This is a genomic window from Streptomyces sp. NPDC048434 (assembly GCF_043200375.1).
In the GTDB taxonomy this organism is placed as follows: domain Bacteria; phylum Actinomycetota; class Actinomycetes; order Streptomycetales; family Streptomycetaceae; genus Streptomyces.
In genome coordinates this window covers 135,645-157,338 of the sequence record NZ_JBICXQ010000009.1, presented here as the reverse complement: position 1 = coordinate 157,338, position 21,694 = coordinate 135,645, and the positions used below count along the sequence as shown (strand labels likewise).

Here is a 21,694-nt window from a genome sequence, read left to right as displayed (position 1 = left end):
TGGTGGTTGTTTGCGTGTGGTCCGCGAGGTGCGCCGGACCGGCTAGGTGCACCCCCACTTGGCTTTTCCCCTTCCCCCCACGGGAGGGGACGGGCCGGAGCGGGTGGGTGTCCGGACGTAAAGCGCAGCAGTCCGGACACCCACCCGCGCAGGCCCGTCACCGGCACCCGACAGCCCCGCGCAGCGGACCCCGCCCGCCGCCAGGCGCAACGGCGAACAACGCCCGCGGCGGGAAAGCCGACAACGTGGGGCGAAGGCCAAGGCACGCATCCGCGTAGGGTGACCCACCGTGACCACGTTCATCTGGATCGCCGCCGCGATCGTCCTCATCGGCATCTATCTGAGCTGGACGGCCGGGCGGCTCGACCGTCTGCACGCCCGCATCGACGCGGCCAGGGCGGCCCTCGACGCCCAACTGCTCCGGCGCGCGTCCGTCGCGCAGGAGGTGGGCACCTCGGGGGTCCTCGATCCCGCCGCCTCGATCGTCCTCTACCAGGCCGCGCACGAGGCCCGGCAGGCCGCGGAGGACCACCGTGAGGTCGCGGAGAGCGAACTGAGCCAGGCGCTGCGGGCCATCTTTGCCGAGGAGGCCCAGCTGGAGGCGGTACGGGAGGCTCCGGGCGGTGAGCGCACGGTCACCGAACTCACCGCCGCGGTGCGCCGGGTCCCGATGGCCCGCCGTTTCCACAACGATGCCGTACGGGCCGCCCGCGCCGTCCGCCGTCACCGGGTGGTGCGCTATCTGCGGCTCGCCGGCCATGCGCCGTTTCCGCTGGCCTTCGAGATGGACGACGAGCCGCCGGCCGTCCTGGACGACCGCTCGGCCGGGAACTGAACGGGAGCCGGCACCCGGCGGACGGGCGCCGGAGACTGCGAGTCCCAGCGGTGACGAGCCACTGACCTCTAATTGGCCCTTTTCCCAGGCCACTCACTAACGGTTGTGTGGGCGCAGCAGTACAGCCACCCGCACTGAGTGAGGTCAAACCGTGTCCAGCACGCCCACCACGTCCCAGCACCCCGAGACCGGAACCGCGCGCGTCAAGCGCGGGATGGCCGAGCAGCTCAAGGGCGGCGTGATCATGGACGTCGTCACGCCGGAAGAGGCGAAGATCGCCGAGGACGCGGGCGCCGTCGCCGTCATGGCCCTGGAGCGGGTCCCCGCCGACATCCGCAAGGACGGCGGCGTGGCCCGGATGTCGGACCCCGACATGATCGACGGAATCATCAGCGCCGTCTCCATCCCGGTCATGGCCAAGTCCCGCATCGGCCACTTCGTCGAGGCCCAGGTCCTGCAGTCGCTCGGCGTCGACTACATCGACGAGTCCGAGGTCCTCACCCCGGCCGACGAGGTCAACCACTCCGACAAGTGGGCGTTCACCACCCCCTTCGTGTGTGGTGCCACCAACCTGGGCGAGGCGCTGCGCCGGATCACCGAGGGCGCGGCCATGATCCGCTCGAAGGGCGAGGCCGGCACCGGCAACGTCGTCGAGGCGGTGCGCCACATGCGTCAGATCAAGGGCGAGATCGCCCGGCTGCGCGGCTACGACAACAACGAGCTGTTCGCCGCCGCCAAGGAGCTGCGCGCCCCGTACGAGCTGGTCAAGGAGGTCGCCGAGCTCGGCAAGCTGCCGGTCGTGCTGTTCTCCGCCGGTGGCGTCGCCACCCCGGCCGACGCCGCGCTGATGCGTCAACTCGGCGCCGAGGGCGTCTTCGTCGGCTCCGGCATCTTCAAGTCCGGCGACCCCGCCAAGCGCGCCGCCGCGATCGTGAAGGCCACCACCTTCTACGACGACCCGAAGGTCATCGCGGACGTCTCCCGCAACCTGGGCGAGGCCATGGTCGGCATCAACTGCGACACCCTCCCCGAGGCCGAGCGCTACGCCAACCGCGGCTGGTAGGACCATAGATGAGCACCCCCACCATCGGTGTGCTGGCCCTCCAGGGCGACGTCCGCGAGCACCTCGCCGCGCTCGCCGAGTCGGATGCCCTGGCCCGGCCGGTACGCCGTCCCGAGGAACTGGACGAGATCGACGGCCTGGTCATCCCGGGCGGCGAGTCCACCACCATGTCCAAGCTGGCCGTCGTCTTCGGCATGCTGGAGCCGCTCCGTGCCTTCGTCCGCGCGGGCAAGCCGGTCTACGGCACCTGCGCCGGCATGATCATGGTCGCGGACAAGCTGCTGGACGCCCGGGAGGACCAGGAGACGTTCGGCGGCATCGACATGATCGTGCGCCGTAACGCCTTCGGGCGGCAGAACGAGTCGTTCGAGGCGGCCATCGACATCGCCGGGGTCCCCGGCGGGCCGGTCGAGGGTGTCTTCATCCGGGCACCCTGGGTCGAGTCGGTCGGCGGCGCGGTCGAGGTCCTGGCGACGTACGACGGGCACACCGTGGCCGTGCGGCAGGGTAACGTCCTCGCCACGTCCTTCCACCCGGAGCTCACCGGCGACCACCGGGTCCACGCCCTGTTCGTGGACATGGTGCGGCGCGCTTAGGGCTTCGCCCGTGGTGGCCGGGCGATGGGCGGGAGTTACACCGTGTGACCTGTCCCCGGTAGGATCTGTGGCGTTCGTTTCAGACGTTGGTTACGCGAAGGAGACAGGCGGATGTCCGGCCACTCTAAATGGGCTACGACGAAGCACAAGAAGGCCGTGATCGATGCCAAGCGCGGCAAGCTCTTCGCGAAGCTGATCAAGAACATCGAGGTCGCCGCCCGGACCGGCGGCGCCGACCCGGACGGCAATCCGACCCTCTTCGACGCCATCCAGAAGGCCAAGAAGAGCTCGGTGCCCAACAAGAACATCGACTCCGCGGTCAAGCGCGGTGCGGGTCTTGAGGCCGGTGGCGCCGAGTACGAGACCATCATGTACGAGGGGTACGGCCCCAACGGTGTCGCGGTGCTCATCGAGTGCCTCACCGACAACCGCAACCGTGCCGCCTCGGACGTCCGCGTCGCCATGACCCGCAACGGCGGTTCGATGGCCGACCCGGGTTCGGTGTCGTACCTGTTCAACCGCAAGGGCGTGGTGATCGTCCCCAAGGGCGAACTGTCCGAGGACGACGTCCTGGGCGCGGTCCTGGATGCGGGTGCCGAAGAGGTCAACGACCTCGGCGAGGCCTTCGAGGTGCTCAGCGAGGCCACCGACCTGGTCGCGGTCCGCAGTGCCCTCCAGGAGTCCGGCATCGACTACGACTCGGCGGACGCCAACTTCGTCCCGACCATGCAGGTCGAGCTGGAGGAAGAGGGCGCGCGCAAGATCTTCAAGCTGATCGACGCGCTGGAGGACAGCGACGACGTGCAGAACGTCTTCGCCAACTTCGACGTCTCGGACGATGTGATGGCCAAGGTCGACGCCTGACGGACGTGGCACGCTCGGTCGACTGACGGGCCGACGGGGACACACCCCGTCGGCCCGTCGGTTTGTCAGTGGCAGCCACTACTGTGCTGATCAGGGGGCATCCGCTCCCTGACCGAGAACTGGTGAGCGACAGCGCGAGGGGCGGGGACCGATGAGGGTGCTGGGGGTGGACCCGGGGCTGACGCGCTGCGGGGTCGGCGTGGTCGACGGGGTCGCGGGGCGCCCGCTGACGATGGTCGGCGTCGGCGTCGTCCGTACTCCCGCGGACGCCGATATCGCCCACCGTCTCGTCGAGATCGAGCGCGGGATAGACGCCTGGCTGGACGAGCACCGCCCGGAGTACGTCGCCGTGGAGCGGGTCTTCAGCCAGCACAACGTCCGTACGGTCATGGGCACCGCCCAGGCCAGCGCGGTCGCCATGCTGTGCGCAGCGCGCCGCGGGCTGCCGGTCGCGCTGCACACCCCCAGCGAGGTCAAGGCCGCCGTCACCGGATCGGGCCGGGCCGACAAGGCCCAGGTCGGCGCGATGGTCACGCGTCTGCTGCGGCTCGACGCACCGCCGAAGCCGGCCGACGCCGCCGATGCTCTGGCCCTCGCCATCTGTCACATCTGGCGCGCCCCCGCGCTCAACCGCCTCCAGCAGGCGCATGCCGCGGCCCGCCGCGCCGCTCCCGCCACCATCCCGTCGTCCGGCCCGCGCCGGCCGACCCCCGAGAAGGGCACCCGATGATCGCCTTCGTCTCCGGCCCGGTCGCGGCCCTCGCCCCGGACACCGCCGTCATCGAGGTCGGCGGTGTCGGCATGGCCGTCCAGTGCACGCCGAACACCCTGTCGGCCCTGCGCATCGGCCAGCAGGCCAAGCTCGCCACGTCCCTCGTCGTGCGCGAGGACTCGCTCACCCTCTACGGCTTCGCCGACGACGACGAGCGCCAGACCTTCGAGCTGCTGCAGACCGCCAGCGGCGTCGGCCCCCGGCTCGCCCAGGCGATGCTGGCCGTGCACTCCCCGGACACCCTGCGCCTCGCCGTCTCCACCGACGACGAGAAGACGCTCACCGCCGTGCCCGGCATCGGCAAGAAGGGCGCACAGAAGCTGCTCCTGGAGCTCAAGGACCGGCTCGGCGCACCGATGGGCACCGCCCGCGCGGGCGTCGGCAGCGCCGTCACGGCCGGCTGGCGCGACCAGCTGCACGCCGCCCTGATCGGGCTCGGCTATGCCACCCGCGAGGCCGACGAAGCGGTCGCCGCGGTCGCCCCGCAGGCCGAGGCGGCGGTCGCCGAGGGCGGTGCGCCCCAGGTGCCGCAGCTGCTCAAGGCGGCCCTGCAGACTCTGAACCGGGCGCGATGACCGCAGCCGGCCGGGCTCCGCGCCCCCGACCGTACGACCACGCAGGCGGCCCTGCCGCCCCGACCCCGCGAGGCATTCCGCAGTGAACTGGGACGACACCGCACCGCACACCGCCGAGGACGCCGCCACGGGCGCGCCCGACCGGCTGGTCGGGGCCGACGCGGACGGCGAGGACACCGCCGTCGAGGCCGCGCTGCGGCCCAAGGACCTTGAGGAATTCGTCGGCCAGGAGCGGGTGCGGGAACAGCTCGACCTGGTGCTGCGCGCCGCCCGCGCCCGTGGCGCCACCGCCGATCATGTCCTGCTGTCCGGGGCGCCGGGCCTGGGCAAGACGACCCTCTCGATGATCATCGCCGCCGAGATGGGCGCCCCGATCCGGATCACCTCCGGACCCGCCATCCAGCACGCCGGTGACCTCGCCGCGATCCTCTCCTCCCTCCAGGAGGGCGAGGTCCTCTTCCTCGACGAGATCCACCGGATGTCCCGGCCCGCCGAGGAAATGCTCTACATGGCGATGGAGGACTTCCGCGTCGACGTGATCGTCGGCAAGGGCCCGGGAGCCACCGCCATCCCCCTTGAACTCCCTCCGTTCACCCTGGTCGGGGCCACGACCAGGGCCGGTCTGCTGCCGCCCCCGCTGCGTGACCGCTTCGGCTTCACCGCCCATATGGAGTTCTACGCCCCCGCCGAGCTGGAGCGGGTCATCCACCGCTCGGCCGGGCTGCTGGACGTCGACATAGAGCCCGAGGGCGCCGCCGAGATCGCCGGCCGCTCCCGCGGCACGCCCCGTATCGCCAACCGCCTGCTGCGCCGCGTCCGCGACTATGCCCAGGTGAAGGCCGACGGCTTGATCACCCGCGAGATCGCCTCCCAGGCCCTCAAGGTCTACGAGGTCGACGCCCGCGGCCTGGACCGCCTCGACCGCGGCGTGCTCACGGCCCTGCTCAAGCTGTTCGGCGGCGGCCCGGTGGGCCTGTCCACCCTCGCGGTCGCGGTGGGGGAGGAGCGGGAGACCGTCGAGGAGGTCGCCGAACCCTTCCTCGTACGGGAAGGACTGTTGGCCAGGACCCCCAGGGGGCGGATCGCGACCCCGGCTGCATGGGCACACCTGGGCCTCGTACCGCCGCAGCAGCAATCAGGCGGAAGCGGGCAGCAGGGCTTGTTCGGGGCGTGACGGCGCGGATACTCGCACGGTCAGGAACTGCGGTGGGATGCTGGGCGTTGTTCCACTGGTAGGGACTCGCCTAGACTCCGCCGATGCCGTTCGTACGGACGGCATACCCACCCCCGTATATGAGACCGCGCATCCGCGGTCGTGCGAAGGAATTCCGTCCCGTGAGTATCTATACTCTCCTCCCCTTCATCGTCCTCATCGGGGCCATGTTCCTGATGACCCGGTCTGCCAAGAAGAAGCAGCAGGCGGCCGCGCAGATGCGCAACGAAATGCAGGCCGGCACCGGCGTCCGGACGATCGGCGGCATGTTCGCCACCGTCAAGGAAATCCATGAGGAAACCGTCCTCCTGGAGGTCGCCCCCGGCGTGCACGCGATCTACGCCAAGAACGCCATCGGCGCGGTGCTCGCGGACGAGGAGTACAACCGCATCCTGGACGGTGCCGACCCGGTCCACGGCGACGAGCCGGTCGTCCCGGACGACGCCTCCTCGCTGACCGGCGGCACCGCCGGCGAGGCCACCGAAACGGCCGACGAGGGCGACAAGATCGACCTGGGCAAGGCCGAGACCCCGGCCGCCGAGCCCGCTGAGGACAAGCCCGCCGCCGCCGAGGCCAAGGACACCAAGGCCGCCGAGGACGCCAAGGACACCGTCAAGGCCGACGCGGACACCGCCAAGGACGACAAGAAGTCCGGCGACGACGAAGCCAAGTAGTACCCCCACGGAACCGCGGAGCACGCGTGGTATGTCGTGCACCGCGGTTCTGTGACGGTCTAGGCTCCGGCGGGGGCACGTCCCCACAAGACTTCGTGGCTCCTCGGCCGGCAACCCGGGCCGAGGGGTTGGACAGGGAGATACGAGAAGGTGGCAGCACCGAAGAAGGGCCGCAGGGGGCCCGCGAGCCAGGGGCATCCGGGCCGCACCCTGCTCCTGGTCCTCATCGCCATGGCGGGGCTGGTCGGAGGCATGTTCTACTCCGGCACGCTGACGCCGCGACTGGGCATCGACCTGGCCGGCGGCACCAGCTTCACGCTGGCGGCCCAGAACCAGCCGGGCAAGCCCAACGCGATCAACGAGACCAACATGAAAACCGCCGCCGGCATCATGGAGCGACGGGTCAACGGTCTCGGTGTGACCGAGTCCGAGGTCCAGACGCAGGGCAGCAACCACATCATCGTGAACATCCCCAAGGGGACGGACGCGAAGCAGGCCCGCCAGCAGGTCGGCACCACGGCCCAGCTCGGGTTCCGGCCGGTGCTGACCACCACCGCGGGTGCCAAGACCCCCGAGCAGCCCAAGCCCGGCCCCTCCCAGAGCGGAGCGAACGGCAAGGGCGACAAGGCCAAGGGTCAGCAGCACGCCACTTCGCCGCAGTCGCCGGGCGCCAAGCAGACGCCGCAGGGCCGCGCGGTGACGGACTCGCTGAAGAAGGCCCCGTCCGCCAAGCCCACCCCTCCCGGCCCGGCCAAGCCTTCCGCGCCCCAGGTGCCGCCGACGCCGCCGGGCGGCGCGGCCATCCCGCCGGCCCTCCAGAAGCAGCTCAACGCGCTGGACTGTTCCACGAAGAAGAGCCGCGCCACCGCCGGTGAGAAGGCCGCCAACGCCAAGCCGTCCGACCCGATCGTGGCGTGCAAGGACAACGGCGCGCAGAAGTACGTGCTCGGACCCGTCGGCGTCGAGGGCACGGACGTCAGCGACGCCAAGGCCGTCTTCGACGCCCAGCAGGGCCAGGGCTGGATCGTCCAGATGGACTTCACCTCCGACGGCGGCAAGAAGTTCGGAGACATCACCGGCAAGCTCGCCACCAAGACGCCGCCGCAGAACCAGTTCGGCATCGTCCTGGACGGCGCGGTCGTTTCCTCCCCCTCGGTGGACAAGGCCATCATGGGCGGCAACGCCACCATCTCCGGTGGCTTCACCCAGCAGACCGCCGAGGACCTCGGCAACATGCTCTCCTACGGTGCCCTGCCGCTCTCCTTCAAGATCGACGACGAGACCACGGTCACCGCGGCGCTCGGCGGCGAGCAGCTGCACGCCGGTCTGATCGCCGGCGCCATCGGCCTCGCACTGGTCGTCGTCTACCTCGTCGCCTACTACCGGGGGCTGGCGCTGGTCGCGCTGGCGAGCCTGGGCGTCTCGGCGGTCCTGACGTACACGATCATGACGTTGCTGGGCCCGGCCATCGGGTTCGCGCTGAACCTCCCGGCGGTCTGTGGCGCCATCGTCGCCATCGGTATCACCGCCGACTCGTTCATCGTCTACTTCGAACGCATCCGGGACGAGATCCGCGAGGGACGCACCCTGCGCCCGGCCGTCGAGCGGGGCTGGCCGCGGGCCCGCCGTACGATCCTGGTCTCCGACTTCGTGTCGTTCCTGGCCGCCGCGGTGCTGTTCACCGTCACCGTCGGCAAGGTGCAGGGCTTTGCCTTCACGCTCGGCCTCACCACGGTCCTCGACGTCGTCGTGGTCTTCTTGTTCACCAAGCCCCTGATGACGCTGCTGGCCCGGCGGAAGTTCTTCTCCGAAGGCCATCACTGGTCCGGCCTCGATCCCAAGCGCCTGGGCGCCAAGCCGCCGCTGCGTCGTCGTCGCGGCGCCGCCCCCACCCAGACGAAGGAGGCGTGAGATGTCCAAGCTCGGAAACATCGGCGCCCGGCTCTACCGCGGCGAGGTCGGCTACGACTTCATCGGCAAGCGGAAGATCTGGTACGGCATCTCGATCCTCATCACCGTCGTGGCCATCGTCGGCCTGGCGGTGCGCGGCCTGAACATGGGCATCGAGTTCTCCGGCGGCGCGGTCTTCACCACCCCGAAGACCTCCGTCTCCGCCTCGGAGGCACAGCACAGGGCGGAGTCGGTGGCCGGCGGCCACCAGGCCGTGGTGCAGAAGCTCGGCGGCGGCGCCCTGCGCATCCAGATCAGCGGTCTGGACACCAAGCAGTCGGTCCCGGTCCAGGAAGAGCTCGCCAAGGATCTGAACGTCCCGGTCAAGGACGTCAACACCCAGCTGGTCGGCCCGAGTTGGGGTGAGCAGATCGCCAACAAGGCGTGGCTGGGCCTGGGGATCTTCATGGTCCTCGTGGTGTTCTACCTGGCCATCGCCTTCGAGTGGCGGATGGCCCTGGCCGCCCTGGTCGCCCTGATCCACGACCTGACGATCACGGTCGGCGTCTACGCCCTGGTCGGCTTCGAGGTCACCCCCGGCACGGTCATCGGTCTGCTGACGATCCTCGGTTACTCCCTCTACGACACGGTCGTCGTCTTCGACAGCCTCAAGGAAGCCTCCAAGGACATCACCAAGCAGACCCGCTTCACCTACGGCGAGATCGCCAACCGCAGCATCAACGGCACCCTGGTGCGCTCCATCAACACCACCGTCGTGGCGCTGCTCCCGGTCGCCGGTCTGCTGTTCGTCGGCGGCGGTGTCCTGGGCGCGGGCATGCTCAACGACATCTCGCTGGCCCTGTTCGTCGGTCTCGCCGCCGGTGCGTACTCCTCGATCTTCATCGCGACCCCGCTGGTCGCCGATCTGAAGGGCCGCGAGCCGCAGATGAAGGCGCTGGCCAAGCGGGTGAAGGCGAAGCGTGCCGCGGCCGCGGCCAAGGGCGGGAGCCAGGAGGACCCGCAGGATGCGGATCCCGCCGCGGTGGACGATGAGAACGGTGACGGCGCCGCGGTCGTCGGCCCCCGGCAGCAGCCCGCCTCCCGCAACCGCGGACGCGGCCGCCCGTCGGGCAAGCGCCGATGAGCGCCCCCGCAGGCCTGCGCGAGCTGCTGCTCAGCCGGATCGCGGACGTACCGGACCACCCGCAGCCGGGCGTGGTGTTCAAGGACATCACCCCGCTGCTGGACGACCCGGCCGCCTTCGGCGCGCTGACCGAGGCGTTCGTCGAGCTGTGCGGGCGGCATCGGGTGGACAAGGTCGTGGGCCTGGAGGCGCGCGGCTTCATCCTCGCCGCCCCGGTCGCGCTGGGCGCCGGCGTCGGCTTCGTCCCCGTACGCAAGGCGGGCAAGCTGCCCCGTAAGACGCTGCGGCAGGCGTACGAGCTGGAGTACGGCAGCGCCGAGATCGAGATCCACGCCGATGCGCTGGCCCCGGGAGAACGGGTGCTGGTGATAGACGACGTCCTCGCCACCGGCGGCACCGCCGAGGCCTCGCTGCAGCTCATCCGCCGGGCGGGCGCCGAGGTCGCGGGCGTGGCGGTCCTGCTGGAGCTGGGCTTCCTGGCCGGCCGGCAGCGGCTGGAGCCGGGCCTGAAGGGCGCTCCGCTGGAGGCCCTGATCACGGTCTGAGCCACGCGCGCACAGCACCTCCGCACAATCAGGGGCATCCGGAAGAATTCGGGTGCCCCTGCTGCTGTGTCATGTACGGAACCCCGGCCGCGGGGGAGGCGCGGCCCCGGGGTCGATACCATGGCACCCCGACCCGTTCGAGGTCCTGGGGTCCGGAACCGCTTGAGGAGTGCTCTTGCCAGACGAGGCCCAGCCGCTCTCCCCCGGACTGCGTCCGGCGGGATCCGACGCCGCGCGCCCGGACGAGCCGAAGCCGGCGGACGCGGCTTCCTCGGACGCGCCCCAGCCCGAGCGGCAGGGTGCGTCCGACGGCACCGCCACGCCCCGGTCGCCGGCCGGCGGGTCCGCCGTGTCCCGGACCCCCGCCGAGGGGCCTCCTACGGCGCCCAAGCCGGGGCCCGCCTCCTCCTCGCCCCAGCCGGCGTCGCCGTCCCGCGCGGCCAAGCCGCCGGCCAAGGCCGACCAGCCCGCCGCGCCCAAGCCGCTGGCGCCCACCCCCGCCGGCCGCTCCGGCTCACCCAACCGGGTGCGGGCCCGGCTCGCCCGGCTAGGCGTCCAGCGCTCCAGCCCGTACAACCCGGTCCTGGAGCCGCTACTGCGGGCCGTCCGCGGCAATGACCCCAAGATCGAGACCGCGACGCTGCGCCAGATCGAGCGGGCCTATCAGGTCGCCGAGCGCTGGCACCGCGGCCAGAAGCGCAAGAGCGGTGACCCTTACATCACCCATCCGCTCGCGGTGACGACGATCCTCGCCGAGCTGGGCATGGACCCGGCGACGCTGATGGCCGGTCTGCTGCACGACACCGTCGAGGACACCGAATACGGCCTGGACACCCTGCGGGGCGACTTCGGCGACCAGGTCGCGCTGCTGGTCGACGGCGTCACCAAGCTCGACCGCGTCAAGTTCGGCGAGGCCGCGCAGGCCGAGACGGTGCGCAAGATGGTCGTCGCGATGGCCAAGGACCCGCGCGTCCTGGTCATCAAGCTCGCCGACCGGCTGCACAACATGCGCACCATGCGCTACCTCAAGCGGGAGAAGCAGGAGAAGAAGGCCCGCGAGACGCTGGAGATCTACGCTCCGCTCGCCCACCGCCTGGGCATGAACACCATCAAGTGGGAGCTGGAGGACCTCGCCTTCGCGATCCTCTACCCCAAGATGTACGACGAGATCGTCCGGCTGGTCGCCGAGCGGGCGCCCAAGCGCGATGAGTATCTGGCCATAGTGACCGACGAGGTCCAGGCCGATCTGCGCGCCGCCCGCATCAAGGCCACCGTCACCGGCCGCCCGAAGCACTACTACAGCGTCTACCAGAAGATGATCGTGCGCGGCCGCGACTTCGCCGAGATCTACGACCTGGTGGGCATCCGCGTCCTCGTCGACACCGTCCGCGACTGCTACGCCGCCCTCGGCACCATCCACGCGCGATGGAATCCGGTCCCCGGCCGGTTCAAGGACTACATCGCGATGCCCAAGTTCAACATGTACCAGTCGCTGCACACGACGGTGATCGGCCCCAGCGGCAAGCCCGTTGAGCTCCAGATCCGTACCTTCGACATGCACCGCCGGGCCGAGTACGGCATCGCCGCCCACTGGAAGTACAAGCAGGAGGCGGTCGCCGGCACGTCCAAGGTGCGCACGGACGTGCCCAAGGGCGTCGGCAAGGGCTCCGGCCAGGACACCGTCAACGACATGGCCTGGCTACGGCAGTTGCTGGACTGGCAGAAGGAGACCGAGGACCCGGGCGAGTTCCTGGAGTCGCTGCGCTTCGACCTGTCCCGCAACGAGGTCTTCGTCTTCACGCCCAAGGGCGACGTGATAGCGCTGCCGGCCGGCGCCACCCCCGTCGACTTCGCGTACGCGGTGCACACCGAGGTCGGCCACCGCACGATAGGAGCGCGGGTCAACGGGCGCCTCGTGCCGCTCGAATCGACCCTGGACAACGGCGACTTGGTGGAGGTCTTCACCTCCAAGGCAACGGGCGCCGGGCCCTCCCGCGACTGGCTCGGCTTCGTCAAGTCCCCGCGCGCCCGCAACAAGATCCGCGGCTGGTTCTCCAAGGAGCGCCGCGACGAGGCCATCGAGCAGGGCAAGGACGCCATCGCGCGCGCCATGCGCAAGCAGAACCTGCCGATCCAGCGGATCCTGACCGGCGACTCCCTGGTCACGCTCGCGCACGAGATGCGCTACCCGGACATCTCCTCGCTCTACGCCGCCATCGGCGAGGGCCATGTTGCCGCACAGAGCGTCGTCCAGAAGCTGGTGCAGGCGCTCGGCGGCCAGGACGAGGCCACCGAGGACATCGCCGAGTCGACCCCGATCCGGCCGCGCTCCAAGCGCCGCTCCAGCGCCGACCCCGGTGTGGTCGTCAAGGGCGTCGACGATGTGTGGGTCAAGCTCGCCCGCTGTTGTACGCCGGTTCCCGGCGACCCCATCATCGGTTTCGTCACCCGCGGCAACGGCGTCTCGGTCCACCGCGCCGACTGCGTCAACGTCGACTCGCTGTCCCGGCAGCCGGAACGGATCCTGGAGGTCGAGTGGGCGCCCACCCAGTCCTCGGTCTTCCTGGTCGCCATCCAGGTCGAGGCCCTGGACCGCTCACGGCTCCTCTCGGACGTCACCCGGATCCTGTCCGACCAGCACGTCAACATCCTCTCGGCGGCCGTCCAGACCTCCCGTGACCGCGTGGCCACCTCGCGCTTCACCTTCGAGATGGGCGACCCGAAGCATCTGGGGCATGTGCTGAAGGCGGTGCGGGGCGTGGCGGGCGTGTACGACGTCTACCGCGTGACCTCGGCCCGCCGGCCGTAAGCGGCGCAAGACAAGGGCCCCGGTACGGATTCCGTACCGGGGCCCTTCTCGTCGGTCCGCTCTCAGCCGCCGAACTCCTCCAGGCCCTTGAGCGCCTGGTCCAGCAGCGCCTTGCGGCCCTCCAGCTCCCGGCCGAGCTTGTCGGCCTTGGCGTCGTTGCCCGCCGCCCGAGCCGTGTCGATCTGCTTCTGCAGCTTGTCGACCGCGTCCTGGAGCTGGCCGGTCAGCCCCGCGGCGCGGGCCCGCGCCTCAGGGTTAGTACGGCGCCACTCGGTCTCCTCGACCTCCTGGATGGCGCGCTCCACGGCGTGCATCCGGCCCTCGATCTTGGGGCGGGCGTCCCGCGGGACATGGCCGATGGCCTCCCACCGCTCGTTGATCGCGCGGAACGCCGACCGGGCGGCCTTCAGGTCCGAGACGGGGAGCAGCTTCTCGGCCTCGACGACCAGCTCCTCCTTGCGGGTCAGGTTCTCCCGCTGCTCGGTGTCACGCTCGGCGAAGACCTCACCGCGCGCCTGGAAGAAGACGTCCTGGGCGCCGCGGAAGCGGTTCCACAGGTCGTCCTCGTGCTCGCGCTGGGCGCGGCCCGCGGCCTTCCAGTCCGCCATCAGCTCGCGGTAGCGGGCCGCGGTGGCCCCCCAGTCCGTCGACTTCGACAGCGACTCGGCCTCGGCGACCAGCTTCTCCTTCGCCTTACGGGACTCCTCGCGCTGCGCGTCCAGCGACGCGAAGTGCGCCTTGCGCCGCTTGGAGAACGCCGAGCGGGCGTGCGAGAAGCGGTGCCACAGCTCGTCGTCCGCCTTGCGGTCGAGCCGCGGCAGGCCCTTCCAGGTGTCGACCAGCGCGCGCAGCCGCTCGCCGGCCGCCCGCCACTGCTCGCTGGCCGCCAGCTCCTCCGCCTCGGCGACCAGCTTCTCCTTGGCGTGCCGGGCCTCGTCGCTCTGCCGGGCCTTCTGCGCCTTGCGCTCCTCGCGGCGCGACTCGACGGCCTCGACGAGCTTGTCCAGCCGCTTGCGCAGCGCCTCCAGATCGCCCACCGCATGGTGTTCGTCGACCTGGGTGCGCAGATGCTCGATCGCGGTCGTCGCGTCCTTCGCCGACAGGTCGGTGGTCTTGACCCGGCGCTCGAGGAGGCCGATCTCGACGACCAGGCCCTCATACTTGCGCTCGAAGTAGGCGAGGGCCTCCTCGGGAGTTCCCGCCTGCCACGATCCGACGACCTGCTCGCCCTCGGCGGTACGCACGTACACGGTCCCCGTCTCGTCGACGCGGCCCCATGGGTCGCTGCTCACAGCGCCTCCTCCACATGATGCCGACGGGGGCGTGCGGCCCCCCGGCATCGTCCACAGTTTCTGTCCGGCAGAGCCGCGCCCTGGCCGGTCCGACGGGCTGTATTGCGGGTGAGGGTGGCAGCCGTCGGAGCAGGCACCCTACCCAAACGCCAATCTAGGCGACCGGCGGTCAGCTGTCCGCATCCAGCGCGACGAATTTCCGCGGTTCGCACCGGGCGGCGCCACAGCGCCGCCCCAGGTCGTCCGGCCGGTCAGGACTTCTTCACGGACGCCTTGTCGATCACGACGGTGGCGTTGGGCGCGGTGTTGCGGGTCTGCGGGTCGGTCGTCGAACCGGCCTTGGCGATCTTTTGCAGAACGTCCATACCGCCCGTGATGGTACCGAACGGTGTGTAGTTCGGCGGCAGCTTGCTGTCCTGGTAGACGAGGAAGAACTGGCTGCCACCGGAGTTGCGGGTCTTGTCGCTCGCCCCGTCGTAGCGGTTCGCCATCGCGACCGTGCCCGCCGGATAGACGCCGCCCTTGAGCCGCGGATCCTTGAGGTTCTCGTCCGGGATGGTGTAGCCCGGCGTGCCCCGGCCGGTGCCCTTCGGGTCGCCGCACTGCAGGACATGGATCCCCTGGTCGACCAGGCGGTGGCACTTGCTGTGGTCGAAGTAGCCCTGGCCGGCCAGGAAGGCGAAGGAGTTGACGGTGTGCGGCGCCTTGCCGGCGTCCAGCTTCAGATCGATCGTGCCGCAGGTCGTGGTCAGCTTCGCGGTGTAGGAGGCCGAGGTGTCGACCGACATCGCCGGCTCCTTCGACCAGGTCTTCTTCGACGGTGTGCCCTTCGCGGGCCGGTTGCACGGGTCCGGTGCCCTGGACGGCGTCGGGGTCGCTGCGGCCCGGCCGGCTTCCTGGTCGTTGCCGCCCGCGAGCCCGGCGGAGGCGTAGACCGCGGCGCCGGCGGCCAGCGTGACGGCCGCGACGGACGCGGTGATCACGTGGCGGCGTTTGGTCTTCTGCTGGGCCGTGGACCGCCGTTGCTGCTGACGCTCGTACTTCTCCCGGGCGAGCTGCCGCCGCCGCTGATCTTTGCTGACCACCGGTCGTCTCCTTGTCCGATCGTCGGTCGCTGTCGTGCGCCGTGGCCGTACGGTATACGGGTTCGCCCTGCCGGGAGTCCCGCCGGTAGGCTCTGGAGCTGCCGAGATGTCCGGAGGAGCGGCCCGCGGACCGACCTCCACACCGACCGTAAGGACGAACGTGCTGATTGCCGGGTTCCCCGCCGGGGCCTGGGGCACCAACTGCTACTTGGTCGCCCCCGCCGCAGGCGAGGAGTGCGTCATCATCGACCCGGGCCACCAGGCTGCCCAAGGAGTCGAGGACGCGGTCAGAAAGCATCGGCTCAAGCCCGTCGCGGTCGTCCTCACCCATGGCCACATCGACCACGTCGCCTCGGTCGTCCCGGTGTGCGGCGCGCACGACGTCCCGGCCTGGATCCACCCCGAGGACCGCTACATGATGAGCGACCCCGAGCGGGCCCTCGGCCGCTCCATCGGTCAGCAGCTCATGGGCGAACTCACCGTGGGGGAGCCGGACGACGTCAAGGAGCTGAGCGACGGTGCCGCCCTGGAACTCGCCGGGATGGAATTCTCCGTCGCGCACGCCCCGGGCCATACCAAGGGGTCGGTGACGTTCAGGATGCCCGAGCAGGCCGACGTACCGCCGGTCTTCTTCTCGGGCGACCTGCTGTTCGCCGGCTCCATCGGACGCACCGACCTGCCGGGCGGCGACCACGCCGAGATCCTGCAGTCGCTGGCGCGTGTGTGCCTGCCGCTGGAGGACTCGACCGTCGTCCTGTCCGGCCACGGCCCCCAGACCACCATCGGCCGCGAGCGCGCCGCCAACCCCTTCTTGCGGGAAGTGGCCGCCGGCCTCGGAGACGGCTTCAGCGCCGCTCCTCGACGAGGAATGTGACGAGAGCTTCCGTGAGCACCTTCAAGGCCCCCAAGGGCACGTACGACCTGATTCCGCCGCAGTCCGCCACCTATCTCGCGGTGCGCGAGGCGATCGCCGCGCCGCTGAAGAACTCCGGGTACGGCTACATCGAGACGCCCGGCTTCGAGAACGTCGAGCTGTTCGCGCGCGGGGTCGGTGAGTCCACCGACATCGTGACCAAGGAGATGTACGCCTTCGAGACCAAGGGCGGCGACCAGCTGGCGCTGCGCCCCGAGGGCACCGCGTCCGTGCTGCGCGCCGCGCTGGAGGCCAGCCTCCACAAGGCGGGCAACCTCCCCGTCAAGCTCTGGTACTCCGGTTCGTACTACCGCTACGAGCGTCCGCAGAAGGGCCGTTACCGCCACTTCTCCCAGGTCGGCGCCGAGGCCATCGGTGCCGAAGACCCGGCGCTGGACGCCGAGTTGATCATCCTGGCCGACCAGGCCTACCGCGCGCTGGGCCTGCGGAACTTCCGCATCCTGCTCAACTCCCTGGGCGACAAGGAGTGCCGTCCCGTCTACCGCGCCGCGCTGCAGGACTTCCTGGGCGGGCTCGACCTGGACGAGGACACCCGGCGCCGGGTCGACATCAACCCGCTTCGGGTCCTGGACGACAAGCGCGAGTCCGTGCAGAAGCAGCTCGACGGGGCGCCCAAGCTCCGCGACTACCTCTGCGAGGCCTGCAAGGCGTACCACGAGCAGGTGCGCGAGCTGCTGACCACGGCGGGCGTGGCCTTCGAGGACGACGAAAAGCTGGTGCGCGGCCTGGACTACTACACCCGCACCACCTTCGAGTTCGTCCACGACGGCCTCGGCTCGCAGTCCGCGGTGGGCGGCGGCGGCCGTTACGACGGCCTCTCCGAGATGATCGGCGGCCCCGCACTGCCGTCCGTCGGCTGGGCGCTGGGCGTCGACCGTACGGTGCTGGCGCTGGAGGCGGAGGGCATCACGCTCGACATCCCCGCCGCCACCGCCGTGTACGCGGTACCGCTCGGCGAGGAGGCCCGCCGGGTGCTGTTCGGCGTGGTCACCGAGCTGCGCCGGGCCGGGATCGCCACCGACTTCGCGTTTGGCGGCAAGGGCCTGAAGAACGCCATGAAGTCCGCCAACCGCTCCGGCGCGCGGCTGGCGCTCGTCGCGGGGGAGCGGGACCTGGCCGAGGGCGTCGTCCAGCTCAAGGACCTGGAGAGCGGCGAGCAGACCGCGGTCGCGCTGGACGGCGTGGCCGAGGAGGTCCGGCGCAGGCTGGGCTGAGGCCACGCGGCAGGCAGACCCCGAGGGGCCCGGACGGCGATCGGCCGTCCGGGCCCCTCGTGCTGCCGGGCGCCCGGTGTCAACGCCGGCCGCGCATTCATCCCGGAGGAGGGATTCCGGTGCCGGCGCCCGGGAGGCGGCGCGCTCCGGTGGGGCGGCAGGGCGGGCCGGGGCGGAGCGGTAGCTGAGAGAACGCTGTGTGCGGACGCTTCGTCTTTATGTTCATCGCACAGTGGGTCATGGTGGAGTTGGGGCAGAATGAACGGCGGTGCCGCGCTCGCGGGCCCGCTTGCTCAGCCCATGTCCCAAGGGATCGACGGAACGGCGATATGACGACGACAGCGCTTGACGACGTGTCCACCGACGACGAACACGCGAGCGGCGCGGGCACCATCGGTTCCGGCCGGGGCTTCGCGCTGCTCCTGGTGATCACCGGCGCGCTCGGAACCCTGGCGGCCTGGATCATCACGCTGGACAAGTTCGAGCTGCTGAAGGACCCGACGTTCAAGCCGGCCTGCAGTCTCAACCCGATCATCTCCTGCACCAACGTCATGCAGAGCAAGCAGGCGGAGGTCTTCGGCTTCCCGAACCCGATGGCCGGCCTGGTCGGCTTCGGTGTGGTCATCGCGATCGGCATGGCCCTGCTGGCGGGCGCCCGCTTCCGCCGCTGGTACTGGATCGGGCTGAACATCGGCACCCTGCTCGGCGCGGTCTTCTGTATGTGGCTGATGGCCCAGTCGCTGTACAGCATCAATTCGCTGTGCCTGTGGTGCACGCTGACCTGGTGCGTGACCATCCTGATGTTCTGGTACACCACCGCGCACAACCTCAAGCACGGCATCATCCCGGCCCCCGCGGGGCTGCGCCGGACGGTGGTGGAGTTCCACTGGGTCGTGCCGGTCCTCTGGTACGGCGTGATCGCGCTGCTGATCCTCACCAAGTGGTGGTCGACGTACTGGAGCACCCTGCTCTGAGACGTCCCTGAGCCCGTTCGTACGGCCCTGGCGCCCCGGCCCGTCCATGACGGCGCCCGGGGCGTTGTCAGTGGGGTGACATAGGCTCGTGGACGTGGAGCCCGACCTGTTCACCGCCGCCGCCGAAGACCGTCAGGAGAAGGACCCCGCGGGGTCCCCGCTCGCTGTGCGGATGCGTCCGCGCACCCTCGACGAAGTCGTGGGACAGCAGCATCTGCTCAAACCGGGCTCGCCGCTGCGCCGGCTGGTCGGCGAGGGCAGCGGCGGTCCCGCCGGGCCGTCCTCGGTGTTCCTGTGGGGGCCGCCGGGCATCGGCAAGACGACCCTCGCGTATGTCGTCAGCCAGGCGACGCACAAGCGCTTCGTGGAGCTCTCCGCCATCACGGCGGGCGTCAAGGAGGTCCGCGCGGTCATCGACGGCGCCCGGCGTGCCTCGGGCGGCTTCGGCAAGGAGACCGTTCTCTTCCTGGACGAGATCCACCGCTTCAGCAAGGCTCAGCAGGATTCCCTGCTGCCGGCCGTGGAGAACCGCTGGGTCACCCTGATCGCCGCGACGACCGAGAATCCGTATTTCTCGGTGATCTCGCCGCTGCTGTCCCGCTCGCTGCTGCTGACCCTCGAACCCCTCACGGACGACGATCTGCGCGGGCTGCTGGGGCGTGCGCTGACCGATGCGCGCGGGCTGGCGGGCTCGGTCACCCTCCCCGAGGACACCGAGGCCCATCTGCTGCGCATCGCGGGCGGCGATGCCCGGCGGGCGCTGACGGCCCTGGAGGCCGGTGCCGGCTCCGCGCTGGCCAAGGGGGAGAAGGAGATCACCCTCCAGACGCTGGAGGAGTCCGTCAACCGGGCGGCGGTGAAGTACGACCGGGACGGCGACCAGCATTACGACGTCGCCAGCGCGCTGATCAAGTCCATCCGGGGCTCGGACGTCGATGCCGCGCTGCACTACCTCGCGCGCATGATCGAGGCGGGGGAGGACCCGCGCTTCATCGCCCGCCGGCTGATGATCTCGGCGAGCGAGGACATCGGCCTGGCCGATCCGACGGCCCTGCAGACCGCGGTGGCCGCCGCCCAGGCCGTGGCGATGATCGGCTTCCCGGAGGCGCGGATCACGCTGAGCCAGGCCACCATCGCGCTCGCCCTGGCCCCGAAGTCGAACGCCGCGTACACGGCGATCGACGCCGCCCTGGCGGACGTCCGGGCCGGTCAGGCGGGTGCGGTGCCGCCCCACCTGCGCGACAGCCATTACCAGGGCGCCCAGAAGCTCGGCCACGGTCAGGGCTATCAGTACCCGCACGACCTCCCGGGCGGTATCGCGGCCCAGCAGTACGCGCCGGACGAGGTGCACGGCAAGCGGTACTACGAGCCGACCCGCCACGGCGCGGAGGCGCGCTACGCCGATGTGGTCGAGCGCGTCCGTGTCCGCCTGCGCTCGGCCTCGGGCGAGGCTGCCGCCGATTAGGCCGTGTCTTTCGGCTCGGCGGGAGCCCCGCGACGCTCCCCTCGGCCTCCGGCGAGGCTGCTGCCGCCGATGAGCCCCCGCCGGTCAGGCCGGGGCGCGGCCGCACCCGGCCCCGGGGCCGCCGACCGGCCGGTGGCCCCGGACCGGGCGGCGCCCGCGGAGTGCCGGTTGACCGGCGGTCCGGACTACTCGGCCGCCGCCTCGAAGAGCCGGTGCATCGCCCGCCGCAGCTCCGTCACGTCCCGCACGGGCTCGGGGAAGTCGAACCGTGCGTCGAAGGACCGCTGCTCGGCGTCCGTGAAGCGGACCCGCAGTCCGAAGCGGTCCAGGCCCACCGGCACGGCACGGTCGCGCAGTCCGCAGACCTCGCCGCGGTCGCCCAGCAGGGCACACAGCCCGCGCACCTGCTCGCTGTGCGCCGTGTGCAGATGCTGCAGCAGCTCCGCCTCGTGGGCGGCCAGCGGATCGGGGGCCGCGGCGGCGAACTCGTCGGGCTCGACGGGCTCGGCGCCCCACAGATCGTCCACCGCGCCCTCGCCGACCTCCAGGTGCAGCATCATCCAGGCGGTCCGCCCGTACAGGCCCGGTGCGGGTTCCGGCTGCAGCGCCTCACCGATGCCGAGCAGCTCGCCGACCGGGTGCCGCTCCGCGAGCAGCATCGCGGCCTCGGCACGCTGATCATTGCGTACGGGGGTCAGCCAGCCGGCCACCCAGGCCCGTCCGCGGATGCGATGAGGCACCGAAACCGGTGCGACGTCCGTGATCTCCATCACGGCTGTCAGGTCGTCGTCCTGTGCGTATGCGGCCGCCCGAGCCGCCGCAGAGTCCCCTGGAACCAGCAACAGCAGGTCTCCGGCGGGTGTCACGGTGCGGCAGACGGGAGCGGAAAGACCGGACTCGTCGGGGTCCTCGACGCCGGGGATACTCAAAGACGCCATACCATTGGACTCGACGAGGGTTCGTACGCGCTCGGCGGCAGTGGGCTGCTGGGTGTCTTCCACGGGACGCGGCTGACCCGCCTCGGTGCGGTGTGCACTGGGCAGGGGGATCCCAGGTCGAAACATGCGTTCTCCTCGCGCTAAGGTAAGCCTCACCTAACTTACACGGAGGTCCGTTCCACGTGAACCAGTCGCGTCCCAAGGTCAAGAAGTCCCGCGCGCTCGGCATCGCGCTGACGCCGAAGGCCGTCAAGTACTTCGAGGCCCGTCCCTACCCGCCCGGCGAGCACGGCCGTGGCCGCAAGCAGAGCAGTGACTACAAGGTCCGGCTGCTCGAGAAGCAGCGTCTGCGTGCGCAGTACGACATCAGCGAGCGCCAGATGGCGCGTGCCTACGACCGCGCTCGGAAGGTCGAAGGCAAGACCGGCGAAGCGCTGATCATCGAGCTTGAGCGCCGTCTGGACGCGCTCGTCCTGCGGTCGGGTGTCGCCCGCACCATCTACCAGGCTCGTCAGATGGTCGTCCACGGTCACATCTCGGTGAACGACCGCAAGGTCGACAAGCCGTCCTTCCGCGTCCGCCCCGGCGACGTCGTGATGGTCCGCGAGCGCAGCCGCGAGAAGCACCCCTTCCAGGTCGCCCGCGAGGGTGGCTACGACACCGATGGTGAGACCCCGCGCTACCTGGAGGTCAACCTGCCGGCTCTGGCGTTCCGTCTCGACCGGGACCCGAACCGCAAGGAGATCCCGGTGATCTGCGACGAGCAGCTCGTCGTCGAGTACTACGCCCGCTAAGCACCACAGCAGGCGCAG

At 70.6% G+C, this 21,694-nt stretch carries 20 protein-coding genes; 17 read left to right on the top strand and 3 right to left on the bottom strand.

Translation table 11 applies throughout. The features are described 5' to 3' along the window. The first annotated feature begins 289 nt into the window (after positions 1 to 289). The 12 genes from ACGFWI_RS13430 to ACGFWI_RS13375 all read left to right on the top strand — a co-directional run bounded on the left by ACGFWI_RS13430 (position 290) and on the right by ACGFWI_RS13375 (position 12,980). Positions 290 to 835, top strand: coding sequence for a hypothetical protein (locus ACGFWI_RS13430; protein ID WP_393906101.1), 546 nt, complete (start codon positions 290 to 292; stop codon positions 833 to 835). A gap of 151 nt (positions 836 to 986) precedes the next feature. Further along, on the top strand, positions 987 to 1,898 hold the full coding sequence (gene pdxS / locus ACGFWI_RS13425) for a pyridoxal 5'-phosphate synthase lyase subunit PdxS (RefSeq protein WP_393906100.1): 912 nt from the start codon (positions 987 to 989) through the stop codon (positions 1,896 to 1,898). 8 nt (positions 1,899 to 1,906) lie between these two features. Continuing rightward, positions 1,907 to 2,494 carry a pyridoxal 5'-phosphate synthase glutaminase subunit PdxT gene (gene pdxT, locus ACGFWI_RS13420; RefSeq protein WP_393906099.1) on the top strand — a complete coding sequence of 196 codons (588 nt, stop codon included), beginning with the start codon at positions 1,907 to 1,909 and terminating at the stop codon, positions 2,492 to 2,494. Positions 2,495 to 2,605: 111 nt separating this feature from the next. Further along, positions 2,606 to 3,358, top strand: coding sequence for a YebC/PmpR family DNA-binding transcriptional regulator (locus tag ACGFWI_RS13415; RefSeq protein WP_393906098.1), 753 nt, complete (start codon positions 2,606 to 2,608; stop codon positions 3,356 to 3,358). Between the two features lie 151 nt (positions 3,359 to 3,509). After that, a complete protein-coding gene (ruvC, locus tag ACGFWI_RS13410; protein WP_393906097.1) occupies positions 3,510 to 4,088 on the top strand; it encodes a crossover junction endodeoxyribonuclease RuvC in 579 nt (192 codons plus the stop codon). Then, positions 4,085 to 4,705, top strand: coding sequence for a Holliday junction branch migration protein RuvA (gene ruvA / locus ACGFWI_RS13405; protein ID WP_393906096.1), 621 nt, complete (start codon positions 4,085 to 4,087; stop codon positions 4,703 to 4,705). The genes ruvC and ruvA overlap by 4 nt, the downstream gene beginning before the upstream one ends. A gap of 82 nt (positions 4,706 to 4,787) precedes the next feature. Next, positions 4,788 to 5,879 carry a Holliday junction branch migration DNA helicase RuvB gene (gene ruvB / locus ACGFWI_RS13400; protein WP_393906095.1) on the top strand — a complete coding sequence of 364 codons (1,092 nt, stop codon included), beginning with the start codon at positions 4,788 to 4,790 and terminating at the stop codon, positions 5,877 to 5,879. 161 nt (positions 5,880 to 6,040) lie between these two features. Further along, positions 6,041 to 6,592: a preprotein translocase subunit YajC gene (gene yajC, locus ACGFWI_RS13395; protein WP_393906094.1), complete on the top strand. Its 552-nt coding sequence runs from the start codon at positions 6,041 to 6,043 to the stop codon at positions 6,590 to 6,592. Between the two features lie 150 nt (positions 6,593 to 6,742). Next, positions 6,743 to 8,503: a protein translocase subunit SecD gene (secD, locus tag ACGFWI_RS13390; RefSeq protein ID WP_393906093.1), complete on the top strand. Its 1,761-nt coding sequence runs from the start codon at positions 6,743 to 6,745 to the stop codon at positions 8,501 to 8,503. Position 8,504: 1 nt separating this feature from the next. Then, the gene (gene secF / locus ACGFWI_RS13385; protein WP_393906092.1) at positions 8,505 to 9,626 is read left to right on the top strand and encodes a protein translocase subunit SecF; all 1,122 of its coding nucleotides are present in this window, start codon (positions 8,505 to 8,507) and stop codon (positions 9,624 to 9,626) included. After that, complete coding sequence (locus ACGFWI_RS13380; RefSeq protein WP_393906091.1) at positions 9,623 to 10,171, top strand: adenine phosphoribosyltransferase; 549 nt, start codon at positions 9,623 to 9,625, stop codon at positions 10,169 to 10,171. The genes secF and ACGFWI_RS13380 overlap by 4 nt, the downstream gene beginning before the upstream one ends. Positions 10,172 to 10,346: 175 nt before the next feature. After that, the gene (locus tag ACGFWI_RS13375; protein ID WP_393906090.1) at positions 10,347 to 12,980 is read left to right on the top strand and encodes a RelA/SpoT family protein; all 2,634 of its coding nucleotides are present in this window, start codon (positions 10,347 to 10,349) and stop codon (positions 12,978 to 12,980) included. A 62-nt stretch (positions 12,981 to 13,042) separates the two neighbouring features. Here ACGFWI_RS13375 and ACGFWI_RS13370 read toward each other — a convergent pair whose 3' ends face one another. Next, on the bottom strand, positions 13,043 to 14,272 hold the full coding sequence (locus ACGFWI_RS13370; protein WP_393906089.1) for a DUF349 domain-containing protein: 1,230 nt from the start codon (positions 14,270 to 14,272) through the stop codon (positions 13,043 to 13,045). 251 nt (positions 14,273 to 14,523) lie between these two features. Beyond that, a complete protein-coding gene (locus tag ACGFWI_RS13365; RefSeq protein ID WP_393906088.1) occupies positions 14,524 to 15,357 on the bottom strand; it encodes a peptidylprolyl isomerase in 834 nt (277 codons plus the stop codon). A gap of 160 nt (positions 15,358 to 15,517) precedes the next feature. Here ACGFWI_RS13365 and ACGFWI_RS13360 point away from each other — a divergent pair, with 160 nt between their 5' ends. The 4 genes from ACGFWI_RS13360 to ACGFWI_RS13345 all read left to right on the top strand — a co-directional run bounded on the left by ACGFWI_RS13360 (position 15,518) and on the right by ACGFWI_RS13345 (position 19,944). Beyond that, positions 15,518 to 16,231: an MBL fold metallo-hydrolase gene (locus ACGFWI_RS13360; RefSeq protein WP_393906087.1), complete on the top strand. Its 714-nt coding sequence runs from the start codon at positions 15,518 to 15,520 to the stop codon at positions 16,229 to 16,231. Between the two features lie 11 nt (positions 16,232 to 16,242). Next, entirely contained in the window at positions 16,243 to 17,505 is a 1,263-nt protein-coding gene (gene hisS, locus ACGFWI_RS13355) for a histidine--tRNA ligase (RefSeq protein WP_393906086.1), read from the top strand. A 329-nt stretch (positions 17,506 to 17,834) separates the two neighbouring features. After that, positions 17,835 to 18,479: a vitamin K epoxide reductase family protein gene (locus ACGFWI_RS13350; protein ID WP_393906085.1), complete on the top strand. Its 645-nt coding sequence runs from the start codon at positions 17,835 to 17,837 to the stop codon at positions 18,477 to 18,479. 94 nt (positions 18,480 to 18,573) lie between these two features. Beyond that, complete coding sequence (locus tag ACGFWI_RS13345; protein ID WP_393906084.1) at positions 18,574 to 19,944, top strand: replication-associated recombination protein A; 1,371 nt, start codon at positions 18,574 to 18,576, stop codon at positions 19,942 to 19,944. 185 nt (positions 19,945 to 20,129) lie between these two features. Here ACGFWI_RS13345 and ACGFWI_RS13340 read toward each other — a convergent pair whose 3' ends face one another. Continuing rightward, the gene (locus ACGFWI_RS13340) at positions 20,130 to 20,882 is read right to left on the bottom strand and encodes a DUF2470 domain-containing protein (protein WP_393906167.1); all 753 of its coding nucleotides are present in this window, start codon (positions 20,880 to 20,882) and stop codon (positions 20,130 to 20,132) included. Between the two features lie 182 nt (positions 20,883 to 21,064). Between ACGFWI_RS13340 and rpsD the strand changes: the two genes are divergently transcribed. Further along, entirely contained in the window at positions 21,065 to 21,676 is a 612-nt protein-coding gene (gene rpsD, locus ACGFWI_RS13335; protein ID WP_393906083.1) for a 30S ribosomal protein S4, read from the top strand. Positions 21,677 to 21,694: the final 18 nt, after the last annotated feature.